This is a genomic window from Variovorax boronicumulans NBRC 103145 (assembly GCF_001591345.1).
In the GTDB taxonomy this organism is placed as follows: Bacteria; Pseudomonadota; Gammaproteobacteria; order Burkholderiales; family Burkholderiaceae_C; genus Variovorax; species Variovorax boronicumulans.
The window spans coordinates 1-22,458 of record NZ_BCUS01000104.1 but is presented as its reverse complement, the minus strand read 5'-3'; the positions used below and the strand labels follow the sequence as shown (position 1 = coordinate 22,458).

At 66.6% G+C, this 22,458-nt stretch carries 25 protein-coding genes and 1 pseudogene; 9 read left to right on the top strand and 17 right to left on the bottom strand.

Going from position 1 to position 22,458, the window contains the following annotated elements:
- Window positions 1-314: pseudogene (locus VBO01S_RS24275) on the bottom strand (hypothetical protein); the annotation flags it as partial.
- Window positions 315-361: 47 nt separating this feature from the next.
- On the opposite strand from VBO01S_RS24275, the gene VBO01S_RS24270 reads away from it, so the two are divergent.
- From VBO01S_RS24270 to trxC, 4 genes are all read left to right on the top strand, one after another.
- Window positions 362-961, top strand: coding sequence for a LemA family protein (locus tag VBO01S_RS24270; protein WP_172438430.1), 600 nt, complete (start codon window positions 362-364; stop codon window positions 959-961).
- Window positions 962-973: 12 nt separating this feature from the next.
- Window positions 974-1,903: a TPM domain-containing protein gene (locus VBO01S_RS24265; protein WP_062480205.1), complete on the top strand. Its 930-nt coding sequence runs from the start codon at window positions 974-976 to the stop codon at window positions 1,901-1,903.
- Between the two features lie 5 nt (window positions 1,904-1,908).
- A complete protein-coding gene (locus VBO01S_RS24260) occupies window positions 1,909-2,439 on the top strand; it encodes a TPM domain-containing protein (protein ID WP_062480203.1) in 531 nt (176 codons plus the stop codon).
- A 61-nt stretch (window positions 2,440-2,500) separates the two neighbouring features.
- The gene (trxC, locus tag VBO01S_RS24255) at window positions 2,501-2,950 is read left to right on the top strand and encodes a thioredoxin TrxC (RefSeq protein WP_062480201.1); all 450 of its coding nucleotides are present in this window, start codon (window positions 2,501-2,503) and stop codon (window positions 2,948-2,950) included.
- A gap of 18 nt (window positions 2,951-2,968) precedes the next feature.
- Here the strand turns inward: trxC and VBO01S_RS24250 are convergent, their stop codons facing one another.
- The 16 genes from VBO01S_RS24250 to VBO01S_RS24175 form a co-directional block, all read right to left on the bottom strand.
- On the bottom strand, window positions 2,969-3,493 hold the full coding sequence (locus VBO01S_RS24250) for a DUF3617 domain-containing protein (RefSeq protein WP_062480199.1): 525 nt from the start codon (window positions 3,491-3,493) through the stop codon (window positions 2,969-2,971).
- Between the two features lie 69 nt (window positions 3,494-3,562).
- Window positions 3,563-4,267, bottom strand: a complete 705-nt coding sequence (locus tag VBO01S_RS24245; protein WP_062480197.1) for a phosphatase PAP2 family protein — start codon at window positions 4,265-4,267, stop codon at window positions 3,563-3,565.
- A 52-nt stretch (window positions 4,268-4,319) separates the two neighbouring features.
- Window positions 4,320-5,450 carry a Gfo/Idh/MocA family protein gene (locus tag VBO01S_RS24240; protein ID WP_174543689.1) on the bottom strand — a complete coding sequence of 377 codons (1,131 nt, stop codon included), beginning with the start codon at window positions 5,448-5,450 and terminating at the stop codon, window positions 4,320-4,322.
- A gap of 37 nt (window positions 5,451-5,487) precedes the next feature.
- Window positions 5,488-6,453 (bottom strand): substrate-binding domain-containing protein, encoded by a 966-nt coding sequence (locus VBO01S_RS24235; protein WP_062480193.1) that lies wholly within the window; start codon window positions 6,451-6,453, stop codon window positions 5,488-5,490.
- Window positions 6,454-6,497: 44 nt separating this feature from the next.
- Window positions 6,498-7,526: an ABC transporter permease gene (locus VBO01S_RS24230; RefSeq protein WP_062480191.1), complete on the bottom strand. Its 1,029-nt coding sequence runs from the start codon at window positions 7,524-7,526 to the stop codon at window positions 6,498-6,500.
- Window positions 7,492-9,027 (bottom strand): sugar ABC transporter ATP-binding protein, encoded by a 1,536-nt coding sequence (locus tag VBO01S_RS24225; protein WP_062480189.1) that lies wholly within the window; start codon window positions 9,025-9,027, stop codon window positions 7,492-7,494. The genes VBO01S_RS24230 and VBO01S_RS24225 overlap by 35 nt, the downstream gene beginning before the upstream one ends.
- Window positions 9,024-10,193, bottom strand: coding sequence for an ROK family protein (locus VBO01S_RS24220; protein WP_062480207.1), 1,170 nt, complete (start codon window positions 10,191-10,193; stop codon window positions 9,024-9,026). Before VBO01S_RS24220 ends, VBO01S_RS24225 begins: the two co-directional genes overlap by 4 nt.
- Window positions 10,194-10,441: 248 nt before the next feature.
- Window positions 10,442-10,861 (bottom strand): F0F1 ATP synthase subunit epsilon, encoded by a 420-nt coding sequence (locus VBO01S_RS24215; protein ID WP_062480186.1) that lies wholly within the window; start codon window positions 10,859-10,861, stop codon window positions 10,442-10,444.
- Between the two features lie 18 nt (window positions 10,862-10,879).
- Window positions 10,880-12,295, bottom strand: a complete 1,416-nt coding sequence (atpD, locus tag VBO01S_RS24210; protein ID WP_062480184.1) for a F0F1 ATP synthase subunit beta — start codon at window positions 12,293-12,295, stop codon at window positions 10,880-10,882.
- A 43-nt stretch (window positions 12,296-12,338) separates the two neighbouring features.
- Window positions 12,339-13,214 carry a F0F1 ATP synthase subunit gamma gene (gene atpG / locus VBO01S_RS24205; RefSeq protein WP_062480182.1) on the bottom strand — a complete coding sequence of 292 codons (876 nt, stop codon included), beginning with the start codon at window positions 13,212-13,214 and terminating at the stop codon, window positions 12,339-12,341.
- A 33-nt stretch (window positions 13,215-13,247) separates the two neighbouring features.
- Window positions 13,248-14,861: a F0F1 ATP synthase subunit alpha gene (atpA, locus tag VBO01S_RS24200; protein ID WP_062480180.1), complete on the bottom strand. Its 1,614-nt coding sequence runs from the start codon at window positions 14,859-14,861 to the stop codon at window positions 13,248-13,250.
- A gap of 47 nt (window positions 14,862-14,908) precedes the next feature.
- The gene (locus VBO01S_RS24195; RefSeq protein ID WP_062480178.1) at window positions 14,909-15,439 is read right to left on the bottom strand and encodes a F0F1 ATP synthase subunit delta; all 531 of its coding nucleotides are present in this window, start codon (window positions 15,437-15,439) and stop codon (window positions 14,909-14,911) included.
- Window positions 15,440-15,446: 7 nt separating this feature from the next.
- Window positions 15,447-15,917, bottom strand: a complete 471-nt coding sequence (locus tag VBO01S_RS24190; RefSeq protein ID WP_062480176.1) for a F0F1 ATP synthase subunit B — start codon at window positions 15,915-15,917, stop codon at window positions 15,447-15,449.
- A gap of 33 nt (window positions 15,918-15,950) precedes the next feature.
- Window positions 15,951-16,220: a F0F1 ATP synthase subunit C gene (gene atpE / locus VBO01S_RS24185; RefSeq protein WP_056576471.1), complete on the bottom strand. Its 270-nt coding sequence runs from the start codon at window positions 16,218-16,220 to the stop codon at window positions 15,951-15,953.
- Between the two features lie 49 nt (window positions 16,221-16,269).
- Entirely contained in the window at window positions 16,270-17,148 is an 879-nt protein-coding gene (atpB, locus tag VBO01S_RS24180) for a F0F1 ATP synthase subunit A (protein ID WP_062480174.1), read from the bottom strand.
- 26 nt (window positions 17,149-17,174) lie between these two features.
- Window positions 17,175-17,645, bottom strand: a complete 471-nt coding sequence (locus VBO01S_RS24175; RefSeq protein WP_056576477.1) for an ATP synthase subunit I — start codon at window positions 17,643-17,645, stop codon at window positions 17,175-17,177.
- Window positions 17,646-17,782: 137 nt separating this feature from the next.
- On the opposite strand from VBO01S_RS24175, the gene VBO01S_RS24170 reads away from it, so the two are divergent.
- The 5 genes from VBO01S_RS24170 to dxs form a co-directional block, all read left to right on the top strand.
- Window positions 17,783-18,676 (top strand): D-amino acid aminotransferase, encoded by an 894-nt coding sequence (locus VBO01S_RS24170; RefSeq protein ID WP_062480172.1) that lies wholly within the window; start codon window positions 17,783-17,785, stop codon window positions 18,674-18,676.
- Window positions 18,673-18,984 carry a YbeD family protein gene (locus VBO01S_RS24165; protein ID WP_062480170.1) on the top strand — a complete coding sequence of 104 codons (312 nt, stop codon included), beginning with the start codon at window positions 18,673-18,675 and terminating at the stop codon, window positions 18,982-18,984. Before VBO01S_RS24170 ends, VBO01S_RS24165 begins: the two co-directional genes overlap by 4 nt.
- A complete protein-coding gene (gene lipB / locus VBO01S_RS24160; RefSeq protein WP_062480168.1) occupies window positions 18,981-19,658 on the top strand; it encodes a lipoyl(octanoyl) transferase LipB in 678 nt (225 codons plus the stop codon). Before VBO01S_RS24165 ends, lipB begins: the two co-directional genes overlap by 4 nt.
- A 7-nt stretch (window positions 19,659-19,665) precedes the next feature.
- The gene (gene lipA, locus VBO01S_RS24155; RefSeq protein ID WP_062480166.1) at window positions 19,666-20,649 is read left to right on the top strand and encodes a lipoyl synthase; all 984 of its coding nucleotides are present in this window, start codon (window positions 19,666-19,668) and stop codon (window positions 20,647-20,649) included.
- A 412-nt stretch (window positions 20,650-21,061) separates the two neighbouring features.
- Window positions 21,062-22,458 (top strand): 1-deoxy-D-xylulose-5-phosphate synthase (dxs, locus tag VBO01S_RS24150; protein WP_062480164.1); only part of this gene is annotated, 1,397 nt, incomplete at its 3' end.

Sequence of the window (22,458 nt, the reverse complement as noted above, 5' to 3'; positions counted from 1 at the left end):
GCGCGCTCGCGGCCGTGGTACAGGCGCGGCGGGTCGAAGGCGACCACCGCCACGTCGGCCGCGACCGGCGGCCACTGCATGATCGGCAGCGCCGGGCACTGAACCGTCTCGACGCCGGGCAGCCCGTCGTGCATGGGCTCGCGCGCCAGCACGCGTGTGCGCTGGAAGCGGTGGCGGCCCGCGAGCCGGTGCAGCAGCTCCTGGCCCAGCGCGCCGGTCGCGCCCGCGATCAGCAGTGTGCCGGTGGGCGGCGCGGCCGCCGGCGGGACCGCGCGGTTCGCGGCCTGCAGGGCGTGGAGGGGATCGAGGGCCATGACCCCATCTATGCTAACTTCGGCCTCCTTCTGCGGAGGTAATGCAAATGATGATGAAGCGCTGGTTCCTGATTCTCGCGGCCGTCCTGTCCCTCAGCGGATGCGGCTACAACCAGTTCCAGTCCCTCGACGAGGCCAGCAAGTCGGCCTGGAGCGAGGTCCTCAACCAGTACCAGCGGCGTGCCGACCTCGTGCCGAACATCGTCGCCACCGTGAAGGGCGAAGCCAGCTTCGAGCAGGACACGCTCACCAAGGTGATCGAGGCGCGCGCCAAGGCCACCTCGATCCAGGTGACGCCCGAGACGCTCAACAACCCCGAGGCCTTCAACAAGTTCCAGCAGGCGCAGGGCGAGCTGTCGTCGGCGCTGTCGCGGCTCATGGTGGTGGCCGAGCGCTACCCCGACCTCAAGGCCAACCAGGCCTTCCGCGACCTGCGCGTGACGCTCGAGGGCACCGAGAACCGCATCACCGTGGCGCGCAACCGCTACATCGAGAGCGTGCAGGAGTACAACGTGCTCGCGCGCAGCTTCCCGACCAACCTCACGGCCATGGTCTTCAGCTACAAGCCGAAGGCGAATTTCTCGGTGCAGAACGAAGCCCAGATCTCGACGCCGCCGACCGTCGACTTCAGCACCCCGAAGAAGTAAGAAGCGGCGCCGATGGCCGCAGCCCTGATCCGCCGCGCACTGTCAGCGATCTTCATCGCGGCCCTCGCATGGGCCGGCCTGCCCGCGCTGGCGCAGGGCCTGCTGCCGATCCCCACGCTCACGGCGCGCGTGATCGACCAGACCGGCACGCTCGACGCCGCGCAGCGCTCGGGCCTGGAAACCAAGCTCGCGGCCTTCGAGCAGCGCAAGGGCTCGCAGATCGTGGTGCTGATGGTGCCGACCACGGCGCCCGAAGACATCGCGAGCTACGCGCAGCGCGTGGGCGACACCTGGAAGATCGGCCGCAAGGGCGTGGGCGACGGCCTCCTGGTCATCGTTGCCAAGGACGATCGCAAGATGCGCATTGCCACGGCCAAGACGCTCGAAGGCGCGGTGCCCGACCTCGCGGCGGTGCGCATCGTCGACGAGGAGATGAAGCCGCGCTTTCGCAACAACGACTTCGCGGGCGGCCTGAACGCGGCGGTGGACCGGCTCATCGGCCTGGTCGACGGCGAGCCGCTGCCCGAGCCTTCGCGCAACAGCAGTAGCGGCAGCAGCAACGACGGCTTCGACTGGGAGAACCTCGCGATCTTCCTGTTCGTCGGTGTCTTCGTCGGCGCGCCGATCGCGCGCGCCATCCTGGGCAACACGATGGGCTCGGTCGCCATGGGCGGCGGCATCGGCGTGGTCGCGTTCTTCCTCACGACCAGCACCGTGATCGCGGTGATCGCCGGGCTGATCGCGCTCATGGTCTCGCTGTTCTCGGGCCTTGCCGGCTTCGGTCCCGGTCGCGGCGGCCGAGGCGGTGGCGGCGGGGGTGGCTGGAGCAGTGGTGGCGGTGGCGGCGGCTGGAGCAGCGGCGGCGGCGGAGGTGGTGGCGGCGGATTCAGCTCCGGCGGCGGTGGCAATTTCGGCGGCGGCGGCGCGTCGGGAGACTGGTGAACCCCATGGCAACTGCAAACCCCACGCTCTTTTCGAAGCTCGGCCGCATCTGGCGGCATCGCTGGACCGACGAAGCCGCGGTGCGCCGTGTGCTGCCGGCCGATGCGATGCAGCGCCTGGCCGGCCGCGTGGCCGCGAGCGAGCGTCGCCACACCGGCGAGATCCGCATCTGCGTCGAGGCCGGCCTGCCGATGTCCTACCTGTGGCGCCACGCACCGCCCCGGGAACGCGCCGTGACGCTGTTCGGCAAGCTGCGCGTGTGGGACACCGCGCACAACAACGGCGTGCTGATCTACCTGCTGCTGGCCGAGCACGCGATCGAGATCGTGGCCGACCGCGGCATCGACGCGCATGTGGGCAGCGCCGAATGGGCCGCCATGACGCAGCGCATGGCCGTGGCCTTCCGCGAAGGCCGCTTCGAGGACGGCATCACGCTGGCGCTGGAAGAGGTGTCGGCGCTGCTGATGGCCCACTTCCCGCTGGCCGACGACCAGCCCGACACCAACGAGCTGCCCGACGCGCCCGTGGTGCTCTGAGGCCCGGCGCCCTGCGCGCCGGCGCCTTGCAATCCGCGCACGCGGCCCCTATTTTTCGGGCATGACCGAATCCGAATCGCTGCACATCGTCTGCCCGCACTGCCACACGACCAACCGCGTGCGCACGGCGCAACTGGGCAGCGCGCCCGACTGCGGCAGCTGCCACCGCCCGCTGTTCACCGGCCACTCCACGGCACTGCCCGACGTGGCCACCTTCGATCGCCACATCGCGCGCAACGAGATCCCGGTGCTGGTCGATTTCTGGGCGCCCTGGTGCGGCCCCTGCCGCCAGATGGCGCCGGCCTACGAACAGGCGGCGGCCCAGCTCGAACCGCAGGTGCGGCTGGCCAAGGTCGACACCGAGGCGGTGCAGGCGCTGGGCGCGCGCTTCAACATCCGCAGCATCCCGACGCTGGCGCTGTTCAAGGGCGGGCGCGAGGTCGCGCGGCAGGCCGGCGCGATGGGCGCGGCCGGCATCGTGCGCTGGGTCAAGGCCAACGGCGCGGGCTGATCCAGCAACCGGCCGCGCTCACTTGCGCGGCGGCATCTTCGCCATCGCGTCGAGCATGTTCATCTTCATGCCGTTGCCCATGACCATGTCGCCCGGCTTCTGGCCCGGCTTGCAGGGGCCGACCCACTTGGCGTCGACAACGCTCGTGCCTTCGGTGCGGCCCATGAGCGGCGGGCTGTAGGTCGACTTGCTTTCGACCCGGTAGGCGCTGCTGAAGTCGCCGCTCATCACGGCGCGCGAGGTCGCGGTGGTCGGGCCGATCTTGCAGACCGAGTCGATGACCAGCTTCACGCCTTCGAGGCGCAGGTCCTGCTTGGAGCACATGTCCTTGCCCATGCCCTGGCCCATCTCGCGCATCGCCTTGTCGGTGGCCGCGTCGATGCATTGCTGGATCGTCTGGCCCGGCGCCTTGGCAGCTGCCGCACCGCCCTCGCCGGTCTGGATTTCCCACAGGCCCGGCTTGCGCGCCGGGTAGTCGATGGCCAGCGCGGGGCCGGCGAGAAGACAGGCAACGGCAGCGAGGGAAAACAGGCGACAGGTCATGGCGGGCTCGGTGGACGGCGATGCCGCTTTGTACCGTCGGCGCCCGCGCGACGGAATACCGCGATCGGTCTACGCCGCCCGCGCCGCGACCGGCGCCAGGGCCACCGAGGGCCGCTCGCGCAACGCGAAGCCCAGCGCCAGGCCCAGCCCGAGGCCGCCCAGCACGTCGATCAGCACATGCTGGCGCACCGCCATCGTCGAGTACACGATGGCCACGGCCCACGCGAGGTTGAGCAGCCGCAGCCAGCCCGGCGCGCCGGCTTCGCGCAGCTGCCGCGCCAGCACCATGCAGGCGAACACCGAGAACGACACATGCAGCGACGGAAAGGCGTTGCCCGCCGCGTCGAAGGTCTTGAGGAAGTGCAACGACGAACCCGGCGCGGCCTCAATCGCGAAGTTCGGGATCGCCGTGGGCATCCACCAGAACACGGCCAATGCGATCGCCGTCATCACCGCGCAGCCGATGGCGATGGTGTTCAGCTCGCGCCGGTCCCTGGCCAGCAGCACCGGCAGCGCGATGTAGGCCCACAGCGTGAGGTACACCGGCAGCATCGCCGGCCAGAACGCGATCAGCCGGTCGACGGCCGTGAGCGGCAGCACCCACGCCGGCCCGGCGTGGTGCATGACCCAGAAATACAGCGGGAAGAAGCCCAGCGTGGCGACGGTGTTGCCGGCCAGCTTGAGCAGCCACAGCGTCCGGCAGCGCTGCCACAGGGCGCGCGGCCATGAAGGCGGCAGCGAAGGGGTGTCGAAGGATGAGGAGGAGTGCGTCATGGCGGCCGCTGGTGCCGCAGCCTCGCCTCGTTTCAACGAGGCCCGTGCGCGGCTACCAGGGCGTCCACTTTAATTCGCTTCCAGCCGACGCCACCGTGCGCTCGATGAAGCGCACGCCGCGCGCCCCGTCTTCCACGCGCGGATAGTCCGCCGCCAGCGGATCGGCCACCTGCCCCGCGAGCCGCGCGCGGATGTCCGCCGCCACGCCCGCATAGACGTTCGCGAACGCCTCGATGAAGCCTTCGGGATGGCCGGCCGGCAGGCGGCTCGCGCGCCGCGCCGACTCGCACAGCCAGGGCGCACCGCGCGTGAGCACGCGCCGAGGCCCGTCGTGCGGCAGATGCACCAGCTGACTCGGCTGTTCCTGGCGCCATTCGAGCGTGCCCAGCGTGCCGGAGACGCGCAGGCGCAGGTCGTTCTCCAGCCCGGTGTTGATCTGCGAGGCCACCAGCACGCCGCGCGCACCGCCTTTGAAGCGCAGCAGCAGGCTCCCGTCGTCGTCGAGCAGGCGCCCCGGCACCAGCGCGCCGAGGTCGGCGCACAGGCTCTCGATCTCCTGGCCGGTGACGGTGGCCACGAGGTTCTCGGCATGCGAGCCGATGTCGCCGATGGCGCCGGCCGCACCGCTGCGCGCGGGGTCGGTGCGCCAGTCGGCCTGCTTGTTGCCGCCCGCGGCTTCCACGTGACTGGCGAGCCAGCCCTGGTTGTATTCGACGACGACCTTGCGGACCTCGCCGATCTGGCCCGTGCGCACCATCTCGCGCGCCTGCCGCACCATCGGGTAGCCGGTGTAGTTGTAGGTCACGCCGAACACCGTGCCCTGCTTCGCCACGGTGGCGACCAGCGCATCGGCCTGCGCGTGCGTGTGCACCAGCGGCTTGTCGCACACCACATGGAAGCCCGCCTCGGCGAAGGCCTGCGCCACCGGGTAGTGCACGTGGTTGGGCGTGACGATCGAGACGAAGTCGATGCGCTCATCGGCCGGGCGCTTCAGCTCGTCGGCCAGCAGCGCCTGCCAGTCGCCGTGGTTGCGGTCGTCGGCCAGGCCGAGGTCGCGGCCCGAGGCGCGCGCCTTGTCCGGGCTCGACGACAGCGCGCCAGCGACCAGCGCGATCTGGCCGTCGAGCGCCATGGCCTTGCGGTGCACGGCGCCGATGAAGGCGTCGCGACCGCCGCCGACCATGGCGCAGCGCAGGGGACGTGCAGCGATCTCGGTCACCTTAGAACGGCGAATTGGGATGGTAGAAATCCTTGGCGTTCTCTTTGGTGATCAGCACCGACGGAATGATCGTGGTCGCCGGCAGCTTCTCGCCCTTCAGGCGCGCCTCGGCCGTGAGCTTGATCGCGTCGTAGATGAACTTGGGCGAGTAGCTCACGTCGGCCGTGATGCGCTTGTCCTTGCCGTCCATGATGGTCTTGACCATGTCCTTGGCGCCCGCGCCGCCGAACACGATCTTGATGTCGTCGCGCTTGGCCTGCGAGATCGCCTTGAGCACGCCCACGGCCATGTCGTCGTCGGCGGCCCAGATGGCGTCGATCTGCTTGAAGCGCGTCAGGTAGTCCTGCGTGACCTTGAAGGCGTCGTCGCGGTTCCAGTTGGCGTACTTGGCGTCGAGCAGCTTGATGTCGGGGCTGCCCTTGAGCACGGCGTTGAAGGCGTCCATGCGCTCGTTGTCCAGCGTGGTCGCGATGCCGCGCAGCGCCACCACGTTGCCCTTGCCGCCGAGCTGTTTGACGATGTACTCGGCCGGGATCTTGCCGAAGGCCGTGTTGTCGCCGGCCACATACGCATCTTGTGCGCTGGTGTCGGTCAGGCCGCGGTCGACCACGGTGACGTACGCGCCCTTGGCCTTGACCTGCGCGACCGGCTTGGTGAGCGCGGCCGATTCGAACGGGAACACGACGAGCGCGTTGATCTTGGTGACCGTCGACAGGTCCTGCAGCTGGTTGGCCTGCTCGGGCGCATTGGCTGCGGTCTTGATCGTGATCTTCAGGTCCTTGTGCTGCTTCTCGAGGTCCTTCTTCGCCTGGTTGGCCCAGTAGTTGATGCCGCCCATGAAGCTGTGCGTGGCCGCGGGAATCGACACGCCGAGGTTGACCTTGTCCGCGGCAAGCGCGGGCAGGCTGGCGGCGAACGCTGCGGTGGCAACCGCCGTGAGCGCGAGGCGTCGGGTGAAAGTCGTCATGCTGGATGTCTCCTCTTTGGTGGTGGAACGGAACGAACGGAAAACTAGCGCCGGCCTCTTTGGAGGAACGCGACGACGATGATCACGAAGCCCTGCACCGCGGCATTCAGGTACACGCTGATGATGCTGGTGAGGTTCAGGATGTTGCTGATGACCGAGAGCAGGATCGCGCCCACCACCGTGCCGGTGATGCTGCCCGCGCCACCCTTCAATGCGGTGCCGCCGACGATCACCGCGGCAATGGCTTCGAGCTCCCACAGCAGGCCCGTGGTCGGCGAGGCCGAGCCCAGGCGCGGCACGTACAGCAGCGTCGCAATGCCCACGCACACGCCGAGCAGCACGTAGGTGAGGATCTTCACGCGGTCGACGTCCACGGCCGCGTAGCGCGCCACCTGCTCGTTGGAACCGATGGCCTGCACGTAACGCCCATAGGCGGTGCGGTTCAGGATGACACCGCCGATGACCGCGACGATCACGAACACCCACACCGGCACGGGAATGCCCGCAAGGCTCGCGTAGTACACCGGCGCGTAGAGGTCCGACAGCTCGTTGTCGAGCGTGAGCGCGCCGCCGTCGGCAAAGTACGTGAGGTACGCGCGGAAGATGCCCAGCGTGCCCAGCGTCACGATGAAGGGCTCGATGCGTCCCTTGGTGATGAGCAGGCCGTGCGCCAGGCCGAACAGCGCGCCCAGCACCACGGCGAGCACCGCGCCCATCATCACCGCCATCAGCGGCGAGCCCGAGGCCGGGCCGGCCCAGTTGATGAACATGATCACGCTGCCAGCGATGAGCGCGGCCATCGAGCCCACCGACAGGTCGATGCCGCCCGAGATGATCACGAAGCACATGCCCACCGCGATGATGCCGATGAAGGCGGTGCGCGTGAGCACGTTCATCGCGTTGTCGACGGTGGCGAAGTCGCCGTTGAGCAGCGTGCCCGCGATGCACAGCAGCACGAGGCCGATGACCGGGCCGAGGCCGTGCAGGCGCTCGGTCCAGCGCGGCTTGCCTTCGCTGCGGTGTGGCTGCTGAGCGGCGTCAGGCTGCGTGGGTGTCTGCGGTTCCGGTGGCATGAGCGATGAGCTCCTCTTCAGTCAGGTGGGTCGCGTCGAGCGTGGCAACGAGCCGGCCCGCGCGCATCACCGCGACGCGGTGGCACAGGCCGATCAGCTCCATCAGTTCGGACGAGACGACGATCACCGCGAGGCCTTCGCGGGCGAGTCGCTGGATCAGGAAATAGATGTCGCGCTTGGCGCCGATGTCCACGCCGCGCGTGGGCTCGTCCAGCACCACCACCTTGGGCTGTGGCTGCAGCACCTTGGCGAGCGCGAGCTTCTGCTGGTTGCCGCCCGACAGCGACGAGGCCCGCACGTCGAGCGAGCCGGTGCGGATGCCGTAGTCCTTCACCGCCTCGCCGAGCGCCGCGCGCTCCGCGTCGGGCTTCAGCCAGGGCTGCGCGTAGCGCTCGAGCGCCATCAGCGTGAGGTTCTGGCGCAGGCCGAAGTGCACGTGCAGGCCCTTGCCCTTGCGGTCTTCGCTGAGGTAGGTGAGGCCGTGTTTCGCCGCGTCGCGCGGGTTGCGCCAGCCCTTGCCGTGCGGCACGGGCTCGCCACGCATCTCGACGGTGCCGCTGGCCGGGCGCAGCCCGAGCAGGCCTTCGAACAGCTCGGTGCGGCCGGCGCCGACGAGGCCCGCGAAGCCGAGGATCTCGCCGGGGCGCACCTCGAAGCTCGCGTCCTGCGCCCAGCCGGGCACGCTGAAGTTGCGCACGCGCAGGGCCGGCTTGTCGGCGGACACGACGAGGTCGCGCGGCGGGTACAGGTCGGCGAGTTCGCGGCCCACCATGAGGTTGGCCATCTGCTGGCGCGAGACCTCGGGCGTGGGTGCGCGCGCCACGAAGCGGCCGTCGCGCATCACGATCACCTCGTCGGTGACCTGCTCCACCTCGTCGAGCTTGTGCGAGATGTAGACGATGGTCACGCCGTCGGCGCGCAGTTGGGCGATGAGCTTGAACAGGCGCTCGGTCTCGCCGGGCGTGAGCGTGGCGGTGGGCTCGTCCATGACGAGCAGGCGCGCGCGACGGGCGATGGCCTTCGCGATCTCGACGAGCTGCTTCTCGGCGACGATGAGGCGACGCACCTTGGTGCGCGGGTCGATGGCCAGGCCCACGGCGGCGAGCGCGGCGGCGGCATCGCGCTCCATCGCGGCGTCGTCGAGCAGCCAGCCCTTCTTCTTTTCGTGGCCCAGGAAAATGTTCTGCGCCACGCTGAGGTCTTCGGCGAGGTTGAACTCCTGGTGGATCAGCACGATGCCCAGCGCCTCGGCATCGCGCGAGCTCGTGAAGCTTTGCGGCTGGCCGTTGACGCGCAAGGTGCCGCTGGTCAACGACTCGTAGCCCGACAGGATCTTCATCAGCGTGGACTTGCCCGCGCCGTTCTCGCCCAGCAGGCCGTACACGCGCCCCGGCGCGAGCGCAAAGCTCACGCCATGCAGCACCTGCACGGGACCGAAGGCCTTCACCACGCCGTCGAACTCGACGGCCACGCTGCCCTTGGTTGCCACGGTATTCGTCATGGCGCTACCCCTCGGGCCTTGAGCGTTTCCTGCATCGCCAGCACGCCCGCGCCGACGAGGCCGCCCTGCGTGCCCAGCGGCGTGTACTGGATTTCCAGGTGTCGCGTCGACAGCGCGAGCGAGCGCTGGTACACGCTCTGGCGCACCGCAGCAAGAAACAGCGGCCCGATGCGCGTGATGCCGCCGCCGATGAACACGTGCGAGGGATTGAAGAAGTTGACGACCGACGCGAGCATCTGCCCGATCAGGCTGCCCGCGCGCTGGATGATGGCGTTGGCCGCCGGGTCGCCGCCGCGGCTGGCCTGCCCCACGTCGAAGGCATCGATGCGCCCGCGTGTGCGCAGGCATTCGGCGAGCGTCGCGCTTTCGCCGGCTTCGGCCGCCTGCATCGCCATGCGCGTGATCGCGGGGCCGGCCGCCATCGCCTCGACGCAACCCAGGTTGCCGCAATGGCAGCGCGGGCCTTCCTGGTCGACGCAGATGTGACCCACGTCGCCGGCCGAGCCGGCCGCGCCGCGGTACACCTCGCCGTGGCAGACGATGCCGCAGCCGATGCCCGTGCCGATCTTGATCACGAGGAAATTGGAGAGCGAGCGCCGCAGCCGCCACAGCTCGCCGAGCGCCATCAGGTTGACGTCGTTGTCGACGAACACGGGCGCCGCGTAGTCCTCGCGCAGGTAGTCGCGGATCGAGAAGCTGTCCCAGGCCGGCATGAGCGGCGGGTTCACGAGCTGGCCGATCTCGAAGTTGACGGGGCCGGGCACGCCGATGCCGATGCCCAGGACGTTCCGTGGGCCCTGCCCGCAGCGGGCCAGCAGCTCGCGCATCAGCACGCGCACGCGCGCCAGCACCACGGCCGGGCCTTCGCGCACGTCGGCGGCTTCCTCGTGCTGGGCCAGCACCGTGAGGTCGGGACGCAGCACCGCGACATCGAGGCTGGTGGCGCCGATGTCGATGCCGACGAGCACGCCGAGTTCGGCATTGAGCTGGAGGTTTTCGGCGCGGCGTCCGCCCGAGGAGCGCTGCAGGCCGGCCTCGGCGAGCAGGCCCTGGTCGACGAGGCCGGCGATCAGGCCGTTGGCCTTGCTCTTGGAGAAGCCGAGCTGTTCGGCCATGGCATGGCGCGAGCCGCCGGCCGACCAGAAGGTCGATTCCAGCAACCGCATTTCGTCGGTCGTGATGCCGCTCCAGGGTGCCACGCGTTTGTCTCCGCTCTTCTTGTGGGAAAGGCGCCGGTCAAGAAAGCACCGGTCGCCGGGCGAAGGCGAATACTAGGAGGGCATCTTCAGCCGGGCAAGGCTTAACTTCGACCTATTTCAGATCGAACACACCTTCGTCCTGGCGAGGAGGGACGAAAAAAAGCCGCCCGGAGGCGGCTTTTTTCTTTGCTTCTGCCCGAAGGCAGCGGCATCGATTACTTCTTTTGGCGGTACTTGCGCAGCGCAGCGATCTGCGCAGCCATCACGGCCAGTTCCGACTGCGCCATCGCGATGTCGATGTCGCTCTTCGCGTTCTTCAGCGCTTCCTCGGCGGCCGCCTTGGCCTTGTTGGCCTTCTCGTCGTCGAGGTCCTTGCCGCGGATCGCGGTGTCGGACAGCACGGTGACGGCGTCGGGCTGCACTTCGAGGATGCCACCGGCCACGAAGACGAACTCTTCGCCGCCGTCGGCCGTCTCGATGCGCACGGCGCCGGGACGGATGCGCGTGATCAGCGGCGTGTGACGCGGATAGATGCCGAGCTCACCGGCTTCACCGGGCAGCGCGACGAACTTGGCTTCGCCCGAGAAGATCGACTCTTCCGCGCTGACCACGTCGACGTGAATGGTGTTTGCCATCTGAGTTCCCATGCCGCCTTAGGCGACCTTCTTGGCTTTTTCGAACGCTTCGTCGATGGTGCCGACCATGTAGAACGCTTGTTCCGGCAGGTGGTCGGCTTCGCCGTTCACGATCATCTTGAAGCCGCGGATAGTTTCCGACAGCGGCACGTACTTGCCCGGCGAACCCGTGAACACTTCGGCCACGTGGAACGGCTGCGACAGGAAACGCTGGATCTTGCGAGCGCGGGCCACGGCGAGCTTGTCGTCGGGAGCCAGTTCGTCCATGCCCAGAATCGCGATGATGTCGCGCAGTTCCTTGTAGCGCTGCAGCGTGCCTTGCACGGCGCGGGCCACGTTGTAGTGCTCTTCGCCGACCACGTTCGGGTCGAGCTGGCGCGAGGTCGAGTCCAGCGGGTCCACGGCGGGGTAGATACCCAGCGAAGCGATGTCACGCGACAGCACCACGGTCGAGTCCAAGTGGGCGAAGGTCGTGGCAGGCGACGGGTCGGTCAAGTCGTCCGCAGGGACGTACACGGCCTGGATCGAGGTGATCGAGCCGACCTTGGTCGAGGTGATCCGCTCTTGCAGGCGGCCCATTTCTTCGGCCAGCGTCGGCTGGTAGCCCACGGCGGAAGGCATGCGGCCCAGCAGAGCCGACACTTCGGTACCGGCCAGCGTGTAGCGGTAGATGTTGTCCACGAAGAACAGCACGTCACGGCCTTCGTCGCGGAACGACTCGGCGATGGTCAGGCCGGTCAGGGCCACGCGCAGACGGTTGCCCGGGGGCTCGTTCATCTGGCCGTAGACCATGGCGACCTTGGAGTCTTCGAGCTTCTCGAGGTTCACGACGCCGGAGTCGGCCATCTCGTGATAGAAGTCGTTGCCTTCACGGGTACGTTCGCCCACACCAGCGAACACCGACAGACCCGAGTGGGCCTTGGCGATGTTGTTGATGAGTTCCATCATGTTCACGGTCTTGCCCACGCCGGCACCACCGAACAGGCCCACCTTGCCGCCCTTGGCGAACGGGCACACCAGATCGATCACCTTGATGCCGGTTTCCAGCAGGTCCTGCGAGGGCGACAGCTCGTCGTACGCGGGGGCCTTGCGGTGGATGGAGGCGGTCAGCGTCTGGTCGACCGGACCACGCTCGTCGATGGGCGCGCCCAGCACGTCCATGATGCGGCCCAGCGTCGCCTTGCCCACGGGCACGGTGATGGGGGCTTGCGTGTTGGTCACGATCAGGCCGCGGCGCAGGCCGTCGGAAGAACCCAGCGCAATCGTGCGGACCACGCCGTCGCCGAGCTGCTGCTGGACTTCGAGCGTCAGTGCGCTGCCTTCGAACTTGAGGGCGTCGTAGATCTTGGGCATCTTGTCGCGCGGGAATTCCACGTCGACCACAGCGCCAATACACTGAACGATCTTGCCTTGAACTGCTTCTGCTTGAGCCATGTCTGCTCCGATAAAAATTTAAATCTGTTGAGGTCCGAAGGGCTCAGACACCGGCGGCCGCCGCAGCGCCCGAAACGATTTCCGAGAGCTCCTTGGTGATGCCGGCCTGGCGGGTCTTGTTGTAGACCAGCTTCAGCTCGCTGATCACGTTGCCTGCGTTGTCGGTGGCAGCCTTCATGGCCACCATCCGCGCCGAATGCTCGGACGCCATGTTTTCTGCCACGCCCTGGTAGACCAGCGACTCGACATAGCGGACCAGCAGCTCGTCGATCACGCTTTGCGCATCGGGCTCGTAGATGTAGTCCCACGAGTGCTGGCCTTCCTCGACTTGCAGCGAGTCTGCGGCCAGCGGCAGCAGCTGCTCGACGAGCGGCTCCTGCTTGATCGTGTTGATGAACTTCGTGTAGCACAGGTACACGGCCGAGAGCTTGCCTTCCGCGTAAGCGTCCAGCAGCGTCTTGACCGGACCGATGAGCTTGTCCAGATGCGGCGTGTCACCCAGGTGGGTGACGTGCGCCACCACGCGGGCACCGATGCGGTTCAGGAAGCCCAGGCCCTTGCTGCCGATGGCGACCGACTCGATCGCCACGCCGGCCGACTGCGCTTCGCGCAGCTTGGCCGTCACGGCGCGCAGCAGGTTGGTGTTCAAGCCACCGCACAGGCCCTTGTCGCTCGTCACGATGATGAAGCCGATCGCCTTGGCGTCGTTCTTCTTCATGAAGGCGTGCGTGTACTCGGGATTCGCCTTGCCAAGGTTCGCCGCGATGTTGCGGATCTTCTCGCTGTAGGGGCGTGCGGCACGCATGCGCTCTTGCGCCTTGCGCATCTTGGAAACCGAGACCATTTCCATGGCCTTGGTGATCTTCTTGGTGTTCTCCACCGATTTGATCTTGCCGCGGATTTCCTTACCAGCTGCCATATGAGCTCCTTCTTGCGTCGGTCAAAAGGTCGCTCAGGCGAACGACTTCTTGAACGAGGTGGCTGCTGCCAGCAGTTCGGCTTCGGCGTCCTGGCACACCTTCTTGAAGGCCTGCTTTTCCGCGCTGTCGTCCGGCTTGGCCGGCTTGACGTCCCACTTGGCACCATGCTTTTCCATGGTTTCGAGCAGGGCGGCGTGGCTCGTCTTCAGCAGCTGGTGGAAGCCGTGTTCGAACGGGAGCACCTTCTTGACGTCGATGTCGTCCATGAAGCCCTTGTTCACTGCGAACAGCGTGGCATTCATCAGCGAGATCGGCAGCGGGCTGTACTGGGTCTGCTTGAGCAGTTCGGTCACGCGCGCACCGCGGTCGAGTTGCTTGCGGGTCGCTTCGTCGAGGTCGGAAGCGAACTGCGCGAACGCGGCCAGTTCACGGTACTGGGCCAGGTCGGTACGGATACCGCCCGACTGGTTCTTGATCAGGTTGGTCTGCGCCGACGAACCCACGCGCGACACCGAGATACCGGCGTTGATGGCGGGGCGGATGCCGGCGTTGAACAGGCTGGTTTCCAGGAAGATCTGGCCGTCGGTGATCGAGATCACGTTGGTCGGAACGAAGGCGGACACGTCGCCAGCTTGCGTTTCGATGATCGGCAAGGCCGTCAGCGAACCGGTCTTGCCCTTGACTTCACCCTTGGTGAAGGCTTCGACGTAGTCGGCGTTCACGCGGGCTGCGCGCTCGAGCAGACGGCTATGGAGATAGAACACGTCGCCGGGGTAGGCTTCGCGGCCTGGCGGGCGGCGCAGCAGCAGCGACACCTGGCGATAAGCCACGGCTTGCTTGGACAGGTCGTCATAGACGATCAGGGCGTCCTGGCCGCGGTCGCGGAAGTACTCGCCCATCGTGCAGCCCGAGTAGGCCGACACGTACTGCATGGCAGCCGATTCGGAGGCCGATGCGGCCACCACGATGGTGTAGTCCATCGCGCCGGCTTGTTCCAGCGAGCGCACCACGTTCTTGATCGACGAAGCCTTCTGGCCGATCGCAACGTAGACGCAGGTCATGTTCTGACCCTTCTGGTTGATGATCGCGTCGATCGCCACGGCGGTCTTGCCGGTCTGGCGGTCACCGATGATCAGCTCGCGCTGGCCACGGCCGACGGGCACCATCGAGTCGATCGACTTCAGGCCAGTCTGCATCGGCTGGTCGACGGACTTCCGTGCGATCACGCCAGGTGCAACCTTTTCGATCACGTCGGTCATCTTGGCGTTGATCGGACCCTTGCCGTCGATCGGCTGGCCCAGTGCATTCACCACGCGGCCGATGAGCTCGGGGCCCACGGGCACTTCCAGGATGCGGCCCGTGCACTTGACGGTGTCGCCTTCGGAGATGTGCTCGTACTCGCCCAGAATCACGGCGCCGACCGAGTCGCGCTCAAGGTTCAGCGCCAGGCCGAACGACGGCGTGCCGTCAGCCGTGGGCGGGAATTCCAGCATTTCGCCTTGCATCGCGTCCGACAGGCCGTGCACGCGCACGATGCCGTCGGTCACCGAGACCACGGTGCCCTGGTTGCGGATGTCGGCGCTGACGCCAAGGCCTTCGATACGGCTCTTGATCAGTTCGGAAATTTCTGCGGGATTGAGTTGCATGACTCTTTCCTTCTTTCAATAAATAGGGCCAACCGCGGCTCGCCGCCTCAGGCGGTGAGCGCTGCTTTCATTTGTTCGAGACGCGCCTTGACGGAGGTGTCGAGGACTTCGTCCCCCACCACCACACGGATGCCGCCGATCAGCGAAGGATCGGATTCCACACGCGTGTTCAGCGGGCGACCGAAACGGCGCTGCAGTGCCACGGCGACCTCGGCGAGACTCGCCGCGTCGATCGGGAAGGCGCTGTAGATCACCGCGTCGGCCGTGCCGCCCTTGGCGTTCTTGAGCTCGCGGTACTGGGCCGCGACTTCAGGCAATGCAGCAAGCCGGCCGTTGTCGATCACCGTGCGCAGGAAGTTCTTGCCGGTGTCCGGCAAGGCTTGCGGCAGCAGCCCGGAGATCAGATCGAAGATCTGTTCCGGCGACACCTTCGGGTCGGCAGCGAACTGCAGGAGCTGCGGATCGGCAGTGATGGCGGCCAGCTGGCCGATCCATCCGGCCGTGCCTTCGAGGTCGCTCGAAGTAGCCCCGAAGAGCGCGTCCGCGTAGGGGCGGGCAATGGTCGCAAGTTCGGCCATATCGTCCTCAGAGCTCGGTCTTCAGGCGCTGGAGCAGGTCGGCGTGGACACCGGCATTGACTTCCTTGCGGAGAATCTGCTCGGCACCCTTGACGGCCAGCGCAGCAACCTGCTCACGCAGGGCTTCACGGGCACGCACGGACTGCTGTTCGGCTTCGGCGTGCGCGTCGGCCACGATCTTGTTGGCCTCCACCGTTGCACGGCCCTTGGCCTCTTCGATGATCTGCTGGGCGCGGCGCTCGGCATCGGCCAGGCGGCTGGTGGTCTCGTTGCGAGACTGAACCAGTTCCTGCTCGACACGCTGGTTGGCGGAAGCGAGTTCAGCCTTGGCCTTCTCGGCGGCCGCCAGGCCCGCAGCGATCTTTTGTGCGCGTTCATCCAAAGCCTTCGCGATGGGCGGCCACACGAATTTCATCGTGAACAGCACCAGCAGCAAGAAGACGATGGCCTGAACGAACAGGGTCGCGTTGATACTCACGGCAACACCTTTCTGGAGTGGCGTTGAACCGGCTTACTTGGGCAGGTTGGCCAGCAGGGTCGCGGCGAACGGGTTGGCGAAGGCGAACAGCAGGGCGATGGCCACGCCGATCAGGAAGGCCGCGTCGATCAGACCAGCCAAGATGAACATCTTGGTCTGCAGGTCGTTCATGAGCTCAGGTTGACGGGCCGACGATTCCAGGAACTTGCCACCCATCAGCGCGATGCCGATGGAAGCACCGATGGCGCCGAGACCGACGATCAGACCACAAGCGAGAGCGACGAGACCGAGAATGTTTTCCATGATGACTCCTTAGAACAGATTTAAAGCAAACGAAAAGAAAAAGGGAAACTCAATGCGCCTCATGCGCCTGGCCCAGATAGATCAGGGTCAGCATCATGAAGATGAAAGCCTGCAGCGTGATCACCAGGATGTGGAAGATCGCCCAGACAGTGCCGGCAATGATGTGCCCGATGGGCAGCATCACACCGGAGAACGAGGCCGCCATGGCACCGCCCATGAGGGCGATGAGCATGAAGACGAGCTCGCCCGCATACATGTTGCCGAACAACCGCATGCCGTGCGAGACCGTCTTGGCCAGGTACTCGATGACCTGCATCAGCAGGTTGACGGGCCACAGCAGAGGGTGGGCACCGAAGGGCGCGGTGATCAGCTCGTGGCCCCAGCCGCCCAGGCCCTTGACCTTGACGCTGTAGAAGAGGCACAGGAGCAGCACGGAAGTGGAAAGACCGAGCGTGGTCGAGAGGTCGGCGGTCGGCACGGCACGCATGTAGGCGTGATGCGGATCGTGGCCCAGCGCCGAGTAGACCTGGGTCCAGATGGCCGGCAGCAGGTCGACCGGCAGCATGTCCATCGCGTTCAGCAGGAAGATCCAGACGAACACGGTGAGCGCCAGCGGGGCGATGAACTTGCGGCTCGCGGCGTTGTGCACGTTGGCCTTGGCCTGGTTGTCGACCATCTCGACCAGGATCTCGACCGCCGCCTGGAAACGGCCGGGCACGCCGGGCGTTGCCTTGCGGGCAGCCAGCCACAGCACGAAGCAGCCCAATGCGCCGATGATCAGCGCGTAGAGCACCGAGTCGAGGTTGATGACGTTGAAGTCAACAATGGCGGATTGAACGACGGGCTTGAGGCTCCAGTCGACTTGCCAGTGCTGGAGGTGGTGAACGATGTATTCACTCGCGGTCGGGGCGTGTCCTTCGGCGGCCATCTTTCAGCGTCTCTCTTCCAAAACAGTCAAATCCGGTTCAAAAATTTGGGCCGCACCAGCAGTGCCACCCAGTACATCTTCATGGCGACCACCACGCCAGCCACCATGGCCAGCCAGACGAGCCCCCCGATCAGCCACGGCGCCGCGGCCAGCAAGGCAACGGTCAGCGCGATCTTGATCATCTCCCACACAAAAAACCTCAACATGACAGCCTGCGACGGCATGCCCGGTTTGCGCCGGACACCGCGGACAAACAAGGCCGCGGGGATCGCTACTGTCATGGCTCCGTAAAACGCCGAGATTGCAGCCTCGGATCGCGCCGTCCAGATCCACGCCAGGCAAGCTACCACCACGCCTGCAGCCACTTGGGCTGCGATCACCCACCAGGGTGACAGCTCGGGGTTTTGCTCGCGCAACTTCTGGGCCTCTTCGGCCGTCAGTGGCTTGAAATCGGATTCTTCGGCGTCAACCTCAGGGACAGGGGCGTTGGTTGTCATTCGAATGCACCCCGTGTTTGTCCCCGGAGAATTTTACAAAGCCATTGATTATAAGTAAAACCTAGCGGGGTCCCGCCATAACGTGACACTTCGTCGACAGTTCTGCACCGAGTGTGGCGTCCGCCCATAATTTGCGGATGCAAGACATCACCTCGGCACTGCCCGACACGCCGTGCTTTCTCAACGGCGAATTCACCCCCCTGCGCGACGCGAAGATCAGCGTCCTCGACCGCGGCTTCATCTTCGGCGACGGCATCTACGAAGTGATCCCCGTCTACTTCGGCGCGCCCTTCTGCTTCGATGAACACATCGCGCGCCTCGAGCGCTCGCTGGCCGAGCTGCAGATAGACAACCCCTACTCGCGCGACGAATGGCGCGCCATCGCAATGCAGCTGGCCGCGCCGCAGGGCAAGGCACCGCAGGCGATCTACTTCCAGGTCTCGCGCGGCGTGGCGCCGCGCGACCACGTGATGGTGCGCGGCCTGCGTCCCACCGTATTCGCGATGGTGAACCCCCTGCCGCCCGTGGCCGATGCGGTGCGCGCCAAGGGCGTGGCCTGCGTCACCGCCGACGACTTCCGCTGGCAGAAGGCCCACATCAAGAGCACCAGCCTGCTGGGCGCGGTGCTCGCACGGCAGATCAGCGTCGAGGCCGGCGCCACCGAAACCGTGATGTTCCGCGGCGACTGGCTCAGCGAGGCCTCGTCGAGCAACGTGTGGATCGTGAAGGACGGCACGCTCACCGGCCCGCCCAAGGACAACCTCGTGCTGACCGGCATCCGCTACGGCCTGCTCGAGCGCCTGTGCCAGGACAGCGGCATTCCCTTCGCGCTGCGGCGCGTGTCGCGCGACGAGGTGTTCGGCGCCGACGAGCTGCTGCTGTCCTCGGCCACCAAGGAAGTGTTGCCCGTTGTCACACTCGATGGCCGCCCCATTGGCAATGGCCATCCCGGCCCCATCTACCAGAGCTTGTATGCCGCCTACCAACAGGCCAAGCAACGCAACGCCGACGCGCCAGGAGCCACCGCATGACCGATACCCCGACGACCCCCACCGACACCGCATCGATCCCCGATCCGCGCAAGGAATCGCTGATCGAGTACCCCTCGCAGTTCCCCATCAAGGTGATGGGCGCGAAGGTCGACGGCTTCGTGCACGCGATCACGCAGATCGCCGAGCGCTTCGACCCGGCCTTCGACGCCACCACGGTCGAGCTGCGCGACAGCAAGGCCGGCAACTACCTGGGCGTGACCATCACCGTCACCGCCACCAGCCGCGAGCAGCTCGACGACCTCTACCGCGCCCTGTCCGCGCACCCGATGGTGAAAGTCGTTCTTTGACGCCCCTCGAAGCGCAGTGGCTCGGCCGGGCCGACTACCTCGCCACCTATGCGGCGATGCAGCGCTTCACGCAGGAGCGCACGCCCGAGACGCCCGACGCGCTATGGATCTGCGAGCACGACCCCGTGTTCACCCAGGGGCTGGCGGGCAAGACCGACCACATCCTGGCCCCCGGCCCGATCCCGGTCGTGCAGACCGACCGGGGCGGGCAGGTCACCTTCCACGGCCCCGGCCAGGTGGTGGCCTACCCGCTCATTGACCTGCGGCGCGCGGGCTACTACGTCAAGGAATACGTCTACCGCATCGAGGAATCGGTGCTGCGCACGCTCGCCCACTTCGGCGTGACGGGCCACCGCGTGGCGGGCGCGCCGGGCATCTACGTGCGCCTGGACGACCCGTTCTCGCACGCCGCCCTCACCGGCCCGATGCCCGGCGCCGACCCGTTCCGCGGCCTGGGCAAGATCGCCGCGCTGGGCATCAAGGTGAGCCGCCACGCCACTTACCACGGTGTGTCGCTCAATGTCGCGATGGACCTCGAACCCTTCTCGCGCATCAACCCTTGCGGCTACGCGGGGCTGCAAACGGTCGACCTTTCTACAATCGGCGTCCAAACCACATGGGAAGAAGCCGCCAAAGTGCTGAGCCAGAAGCTCGGGGCTTTCCTGGCTCCTTGACACACCAATGAGCACCACCGAAGTCGTCCGCGACGCCCAGAGCGCCGAAACCTACAACCCGCTGGCCAAGCAGAAGGCCGCGGCCAAGCTCTCGCGCATCCCCGTCAAGGTGGTGCAGACCGGCGAAGTGCTCAAGAAGCCCGAGTGGATCCGCGTGAAGGCCGGCAGCCCCACCACGCGCTTCTACGAGATCAAGCAGATCCTGCGCGAGAGCAACCTGCACACGGTCTGCGAAGAAGCCTCGTGCCCGAACATCGGCGAATGCTTCGGCAACGGCACGGCCACCTTCATGATCATGGGCGACAAGTGCACGCGCCGCTGCCCGTTCTGCGACGTGGGCCACGGCCGCCCCGACCCGCTGGACAAGGACGAGCCGCTCAACCTGGCCAAGACCATCGCCAAGCTGCGCCTGAAGTACGTGGTGATCACCAGCGTCGACCGCGACGACCTGCGCGACGGCGGCAGCCAGCACTTCGTCGACTGCATCAGCAACATCCGCGAGCTCTCGCCGATGACGCAGATCGAGATCCTGGTGCCCGACTTCCGCGGCCGCGACGACCGCGCCCTGGAGATCCTCAAGGCCGCGCCGCCGGACGTGATGAACCACAACCTGGAAACCGCGCCGCGCCTGTACAAGGAAGCGCGCCCGGGCAGCGACTACCAGTTCAGCCTGAACCTGCTGAAGAAGTTCAAGGCGCTGCACCCCAACGTGCCGACCAAGAGCGGCATCATGGTCGGCCTGGGCGAAACCGACGAAGAGATCCTGCAGGTGATGCGCGACATGCGCGCCCACGACATCGACATGCTGACCATCGGCCAGTACCTGTCGCCGTCGGGCTCGCACCTGCCGGTGCGCCGCTACGTGCACCCCGACACCTTCAAGATGTTCGAGGAAGAGGCCTACAAGATGGGCTTCAGCCACGCGGCCGTGGGCGCGATGGTGCGCTCCAGCTACCACGCCGACCAGCAGGCGCACGCCGCCGGCGTCTGACGGCACCGCCCGATCGCCCGCCATGCGCGGGCGTCGGCGCACCCTCCCTCCTCTCCCCCTGACCTCGCACCGCGGCCGTTTTGGAACGGCCGTGGCGGTCGTGCGCGCGCGCCGCGCCATCCAAAAAACTGATTAAAACCTCGGGGGTAAATAACCCGGGGTATCAAAAAATTTGCAGCCGCATTCGCTTGCGTGTGCCAAATCCATCCCCTACGCTGCCCCCTTGATTGCGCTTGGCCTTGAATTGAAAAAGCAAAGCCGGTGCAGTGAAAAATTCCCACGGAGGCGTTGCAAAGAAAATTGATTCGTCAATTTTCAATGCATTGCTTCGCCCAAAAACAATCAGATCCGCATCGCACGAAGAATTCTTTCATCACGGCCCAGGCGTTTCCAATCCCACGGAGAAACCGGAATGCATGCCCTGCTCGAAGCCATCGATTCGCCCCATTCGCTGCGCCAGCTCGGCATTGCGCAATTGCCGGGCCTTGCGGATGAATTGCGATCCTTCATCGTCGACAGCGTGTCGCGCACGGGCGGCCACTTCGCCTCCAACCTGGGCACGGTCGAGCTGACGGTCGCCCTGCACTACGTGTTCGACACCCCGCGCGACCGCATCGTCTGGGATGTCGGCCACCAAAGCTACGCCCACAAGATCCTGACCGGCCGGCGCCAGGCCATGCCCACCTTGCGCCAATTCGGCGGTATTTCCGGATTTCCGAGGCGCACCGAATCCGAACACGATCATTTCGGCACCGCGCATTCCAGCACCTCCATTTCCGCCGCCCTGGGATTTGCACAGGCCGCCCGCATTTCCAATTCGACCGACCACGCCATTGCGGTGATCGGCGACGGGGCCTTGAGCGCCGGCATGGCTTTCGAGGCCATGAACAATACGCAGGCCTGCGGCCGCTTATTGGTGATATTGAACGACAACGACATGTCGATTTCACCGCCCGTCGGCATGCTGCGCCTTTATCTGGGCGGATTGATTTCAGAACGCGCCTATGCCAGCGCCAATGAAGCCAGCCGGCAAAGATTGCGCGCCATGCGCCCGGCGCTGACCCCCTGCGAGCCCTCGGAGCTCGGCCTGTCGCCCGCCACCCTGTTCGAGCAATTCGGCTTCCACTACACCGGCCCGATCGACGGCCACGACCTGGGCACGCTGATCCCGGCCCTGCAGAAGTTGCAGGCGCAGCCGGGGCCGCAGCTGCTGCACATCGTCACGCAGAAGGGCCACGGCTACCGCCCGGCCGAGCAGGACCCGGTCCTGTACCACGGCCCCGGCAAGTTCGACCCCGCCGCCGGCATCAAGACCGCCCCCGCGTCAGCCCCCGCCAAGCCGACCTACGCCCAGGTCTTCAGCGACTGGCTCTGCGACGAGGCCGAGGCCGATGCGCGCGTGGTCGCCATCACTCCGGCCATGCGCGAGGGCTCGGCCCTGATGGACTTCGAGCGCCGCTTTCCCGAGCGCTACTTCGACGTCGGCATCGCCGAGCAGCACGCCGTGACCTTCGCCGCGGGCCTCGCGGCGGCGGGGATGCGGCCCGTGGTCGCCATCTACTCGACCTTCCTGCAGCGCGCCTACGACCAGCTGATCCACGACGTGGCGCTGCAGAACCTGCCGGTCGTGTTCGCGGTCGACCGCGCCGGCATCGTCGGCGCCGACGGCGCGACGCACATGGGCGCCTTCGACGTCGCCTACCTGCGCTGCATTCCGAACATGGTCGTGATGGCCGCCTCCGACGAGGACGAGTGCCGCCAGATGCTGCACACCGCCCTGCGCCACGACGGCCCGGCCGCCGTGCGCTA

What these genes read in the sequence shown, in the direction of transcription:
- VBO01S_RS24270 (WP_172438430.1), top strand. Translation starts at nt 362, where the DNA reads ATGATGATGAAGCGCTGGTTCCTGATTCTCGCGGCCGTCCTGTCCCTC.
- VBO01S_RS24265 (WP_062480205.1), top strand. Translation starts at nt 974, where the DNA reads ATGGCCGCAGCCCTGATCCGCCGCGCACTGTCAGCGATCTTCATCGCG.
- VBO01S_RS24260 (WP_062480203.1), top strand. Translation starts at nt 1,909, where the DNA reads ATGGCAACTGCAAACCCCACGCTCTTTTCGAAGCTCGGCCGCATCTGG.
- trxC (WP_062480201.1), top strand. Translation starts at nt 2,501, where the DNA reads ATGACCGAATCCGAATCGCTGCACATCGTCTGCCCGCACTGCCACACG.
- VBO01S_RS24250 (WP_062480199.1), bottom strand. Translation starts at nt 3,493, where the DNA reads ATGACCTGTCGCCTGTTTTCCCTCGCTGCCGTTGCCTGTCTTCTCGCC.
- VBO01S_RS24245 (WP_062480197.1), bottom strand. Translation starts at nt 4,267, where the DNA reads ATGACGCACTCCTCCTCATCCTTCGACACCCCTTCGCTGCCGCCTTCA.
- VBO01S_RS24240 (WP_174543689.1), bottom strand. Translation starts at nt 5,450, where the DNA reads ATGGTCGGCGGCGGTCGCGACGCCTTCATCGGCGCCGTGCACCGCAAG.
- VBO01S_RS24235 (WP_062480193.1), bottom strand. Translation starts at nt 6,453, where the DNA reads ATGACGACTTTCACCCGACGCCTCGCGCTCACGGCGGTTGCCACCGCA.
- VBO01S_RS24230 (WP_062480191.1), bottom strand. Translation starts at nt 7,526, where the DNA reads ATGCCACCGGAACCGCAGACACCCACGCAGCCTGACGCCGCTCAGCAG.
- VBO01S_RS24225 (WP_062480189.1), bottom strand. Translation starts at nt 9,027, where the DNA reads ATGACGAATACCGTGGCAACCAAGGGCAGCGTGGCCGTCGAGTTCGAC.
- VBO01S_RS24220 (WP_062480207.1), bottom strand. Translation starts at nt 10,193, where the DNA reads ATGCGGTTGCTGGAATCGACCTTCTGGTCGGCCGGCGGCTCGCGCCAT.
- VBO01S_RS24215 (WP_062480186.1), bottom strand. Translation starts at nt 10,861, where the DNA reads ATGGCAAACACCATTCACGTCGACGTGGTCAGCGCGGAAGAGTCGATC.
- atpD (WP_062480184.1), bottom strand. Translation starts at nt 12,295, where the DNA reads ATGGCTCAAGCAGAAGCAGTTCAAGGCAAGATCGTTCAGTGTATTGGC.
- atpG (WP_062480182.1), bottom strand. Translation starts at nt 13,214, where the DNA reads ATGGCAGCTGGTAAGGAAATCCGCGGCAAGATCAAATCGGTGGAGAAC.
- atpA (WP_062480180.1), bottom strand. Translation starts at nt 14,861, where the DNA reads ATGCAACTCAATCCCGCAGAAATTTCCGAACTGATCAAGAGCCGTATC.
- VBO01S_RS24195 (WP_062480178.1), bottom strand. Translation starts at nt 15,439, where the DNA reads ATGGCCGAACTTGCGACCATTGCCCGCCCCTACGCGGACGCGCTCTTC.
- atpE (WP_056576471.1), bottom strand. Translation starts at nt 16,220, where the DNA reads ATGGAAAACATTCTCGGTCTCGTCGCTCTCGCTTGTGGTCTGATCGTC.
- atpB (WP_062480174.1), bottom strand. Translation starts at nt 17,148, where the DNA reads ATGGCCGCCGAAGGACACGCCCCGACCGCGAGTGAATACATCGTTCAC.
- VBO01S_RS24175 (WP_056576477.1), bottom strand. Translation starts at nt 17,645, where the DNA reads ATGACAACCAACGCCCCTGTCCCTGAGGTTGACGCCGAAGAATCCGAT.
- VBO01S_RS24170 (WP_062480172.1), top strand. Translation starts at nt 17,783, where the DNA reads ATGCAAGACATCACCTCGGCACTGCCCGACACGCCGTGCTTTCTCAAC.
- VBO01S_RS24165 (WP_062480170.1), top strand. Translation starts at nt 18,673, where the DNA reads ATGACCGATACCCCGACGACCCCCACCGACACCGCATCGATCCCCGAT.
- lipA (WP_062480166.1), top strand. Translation starts at nt 19,666, where the DNA reads ATGAGCACCACCGAAGTCGTCCGCGACGCCCAGAGCGCCGAAACCTAC.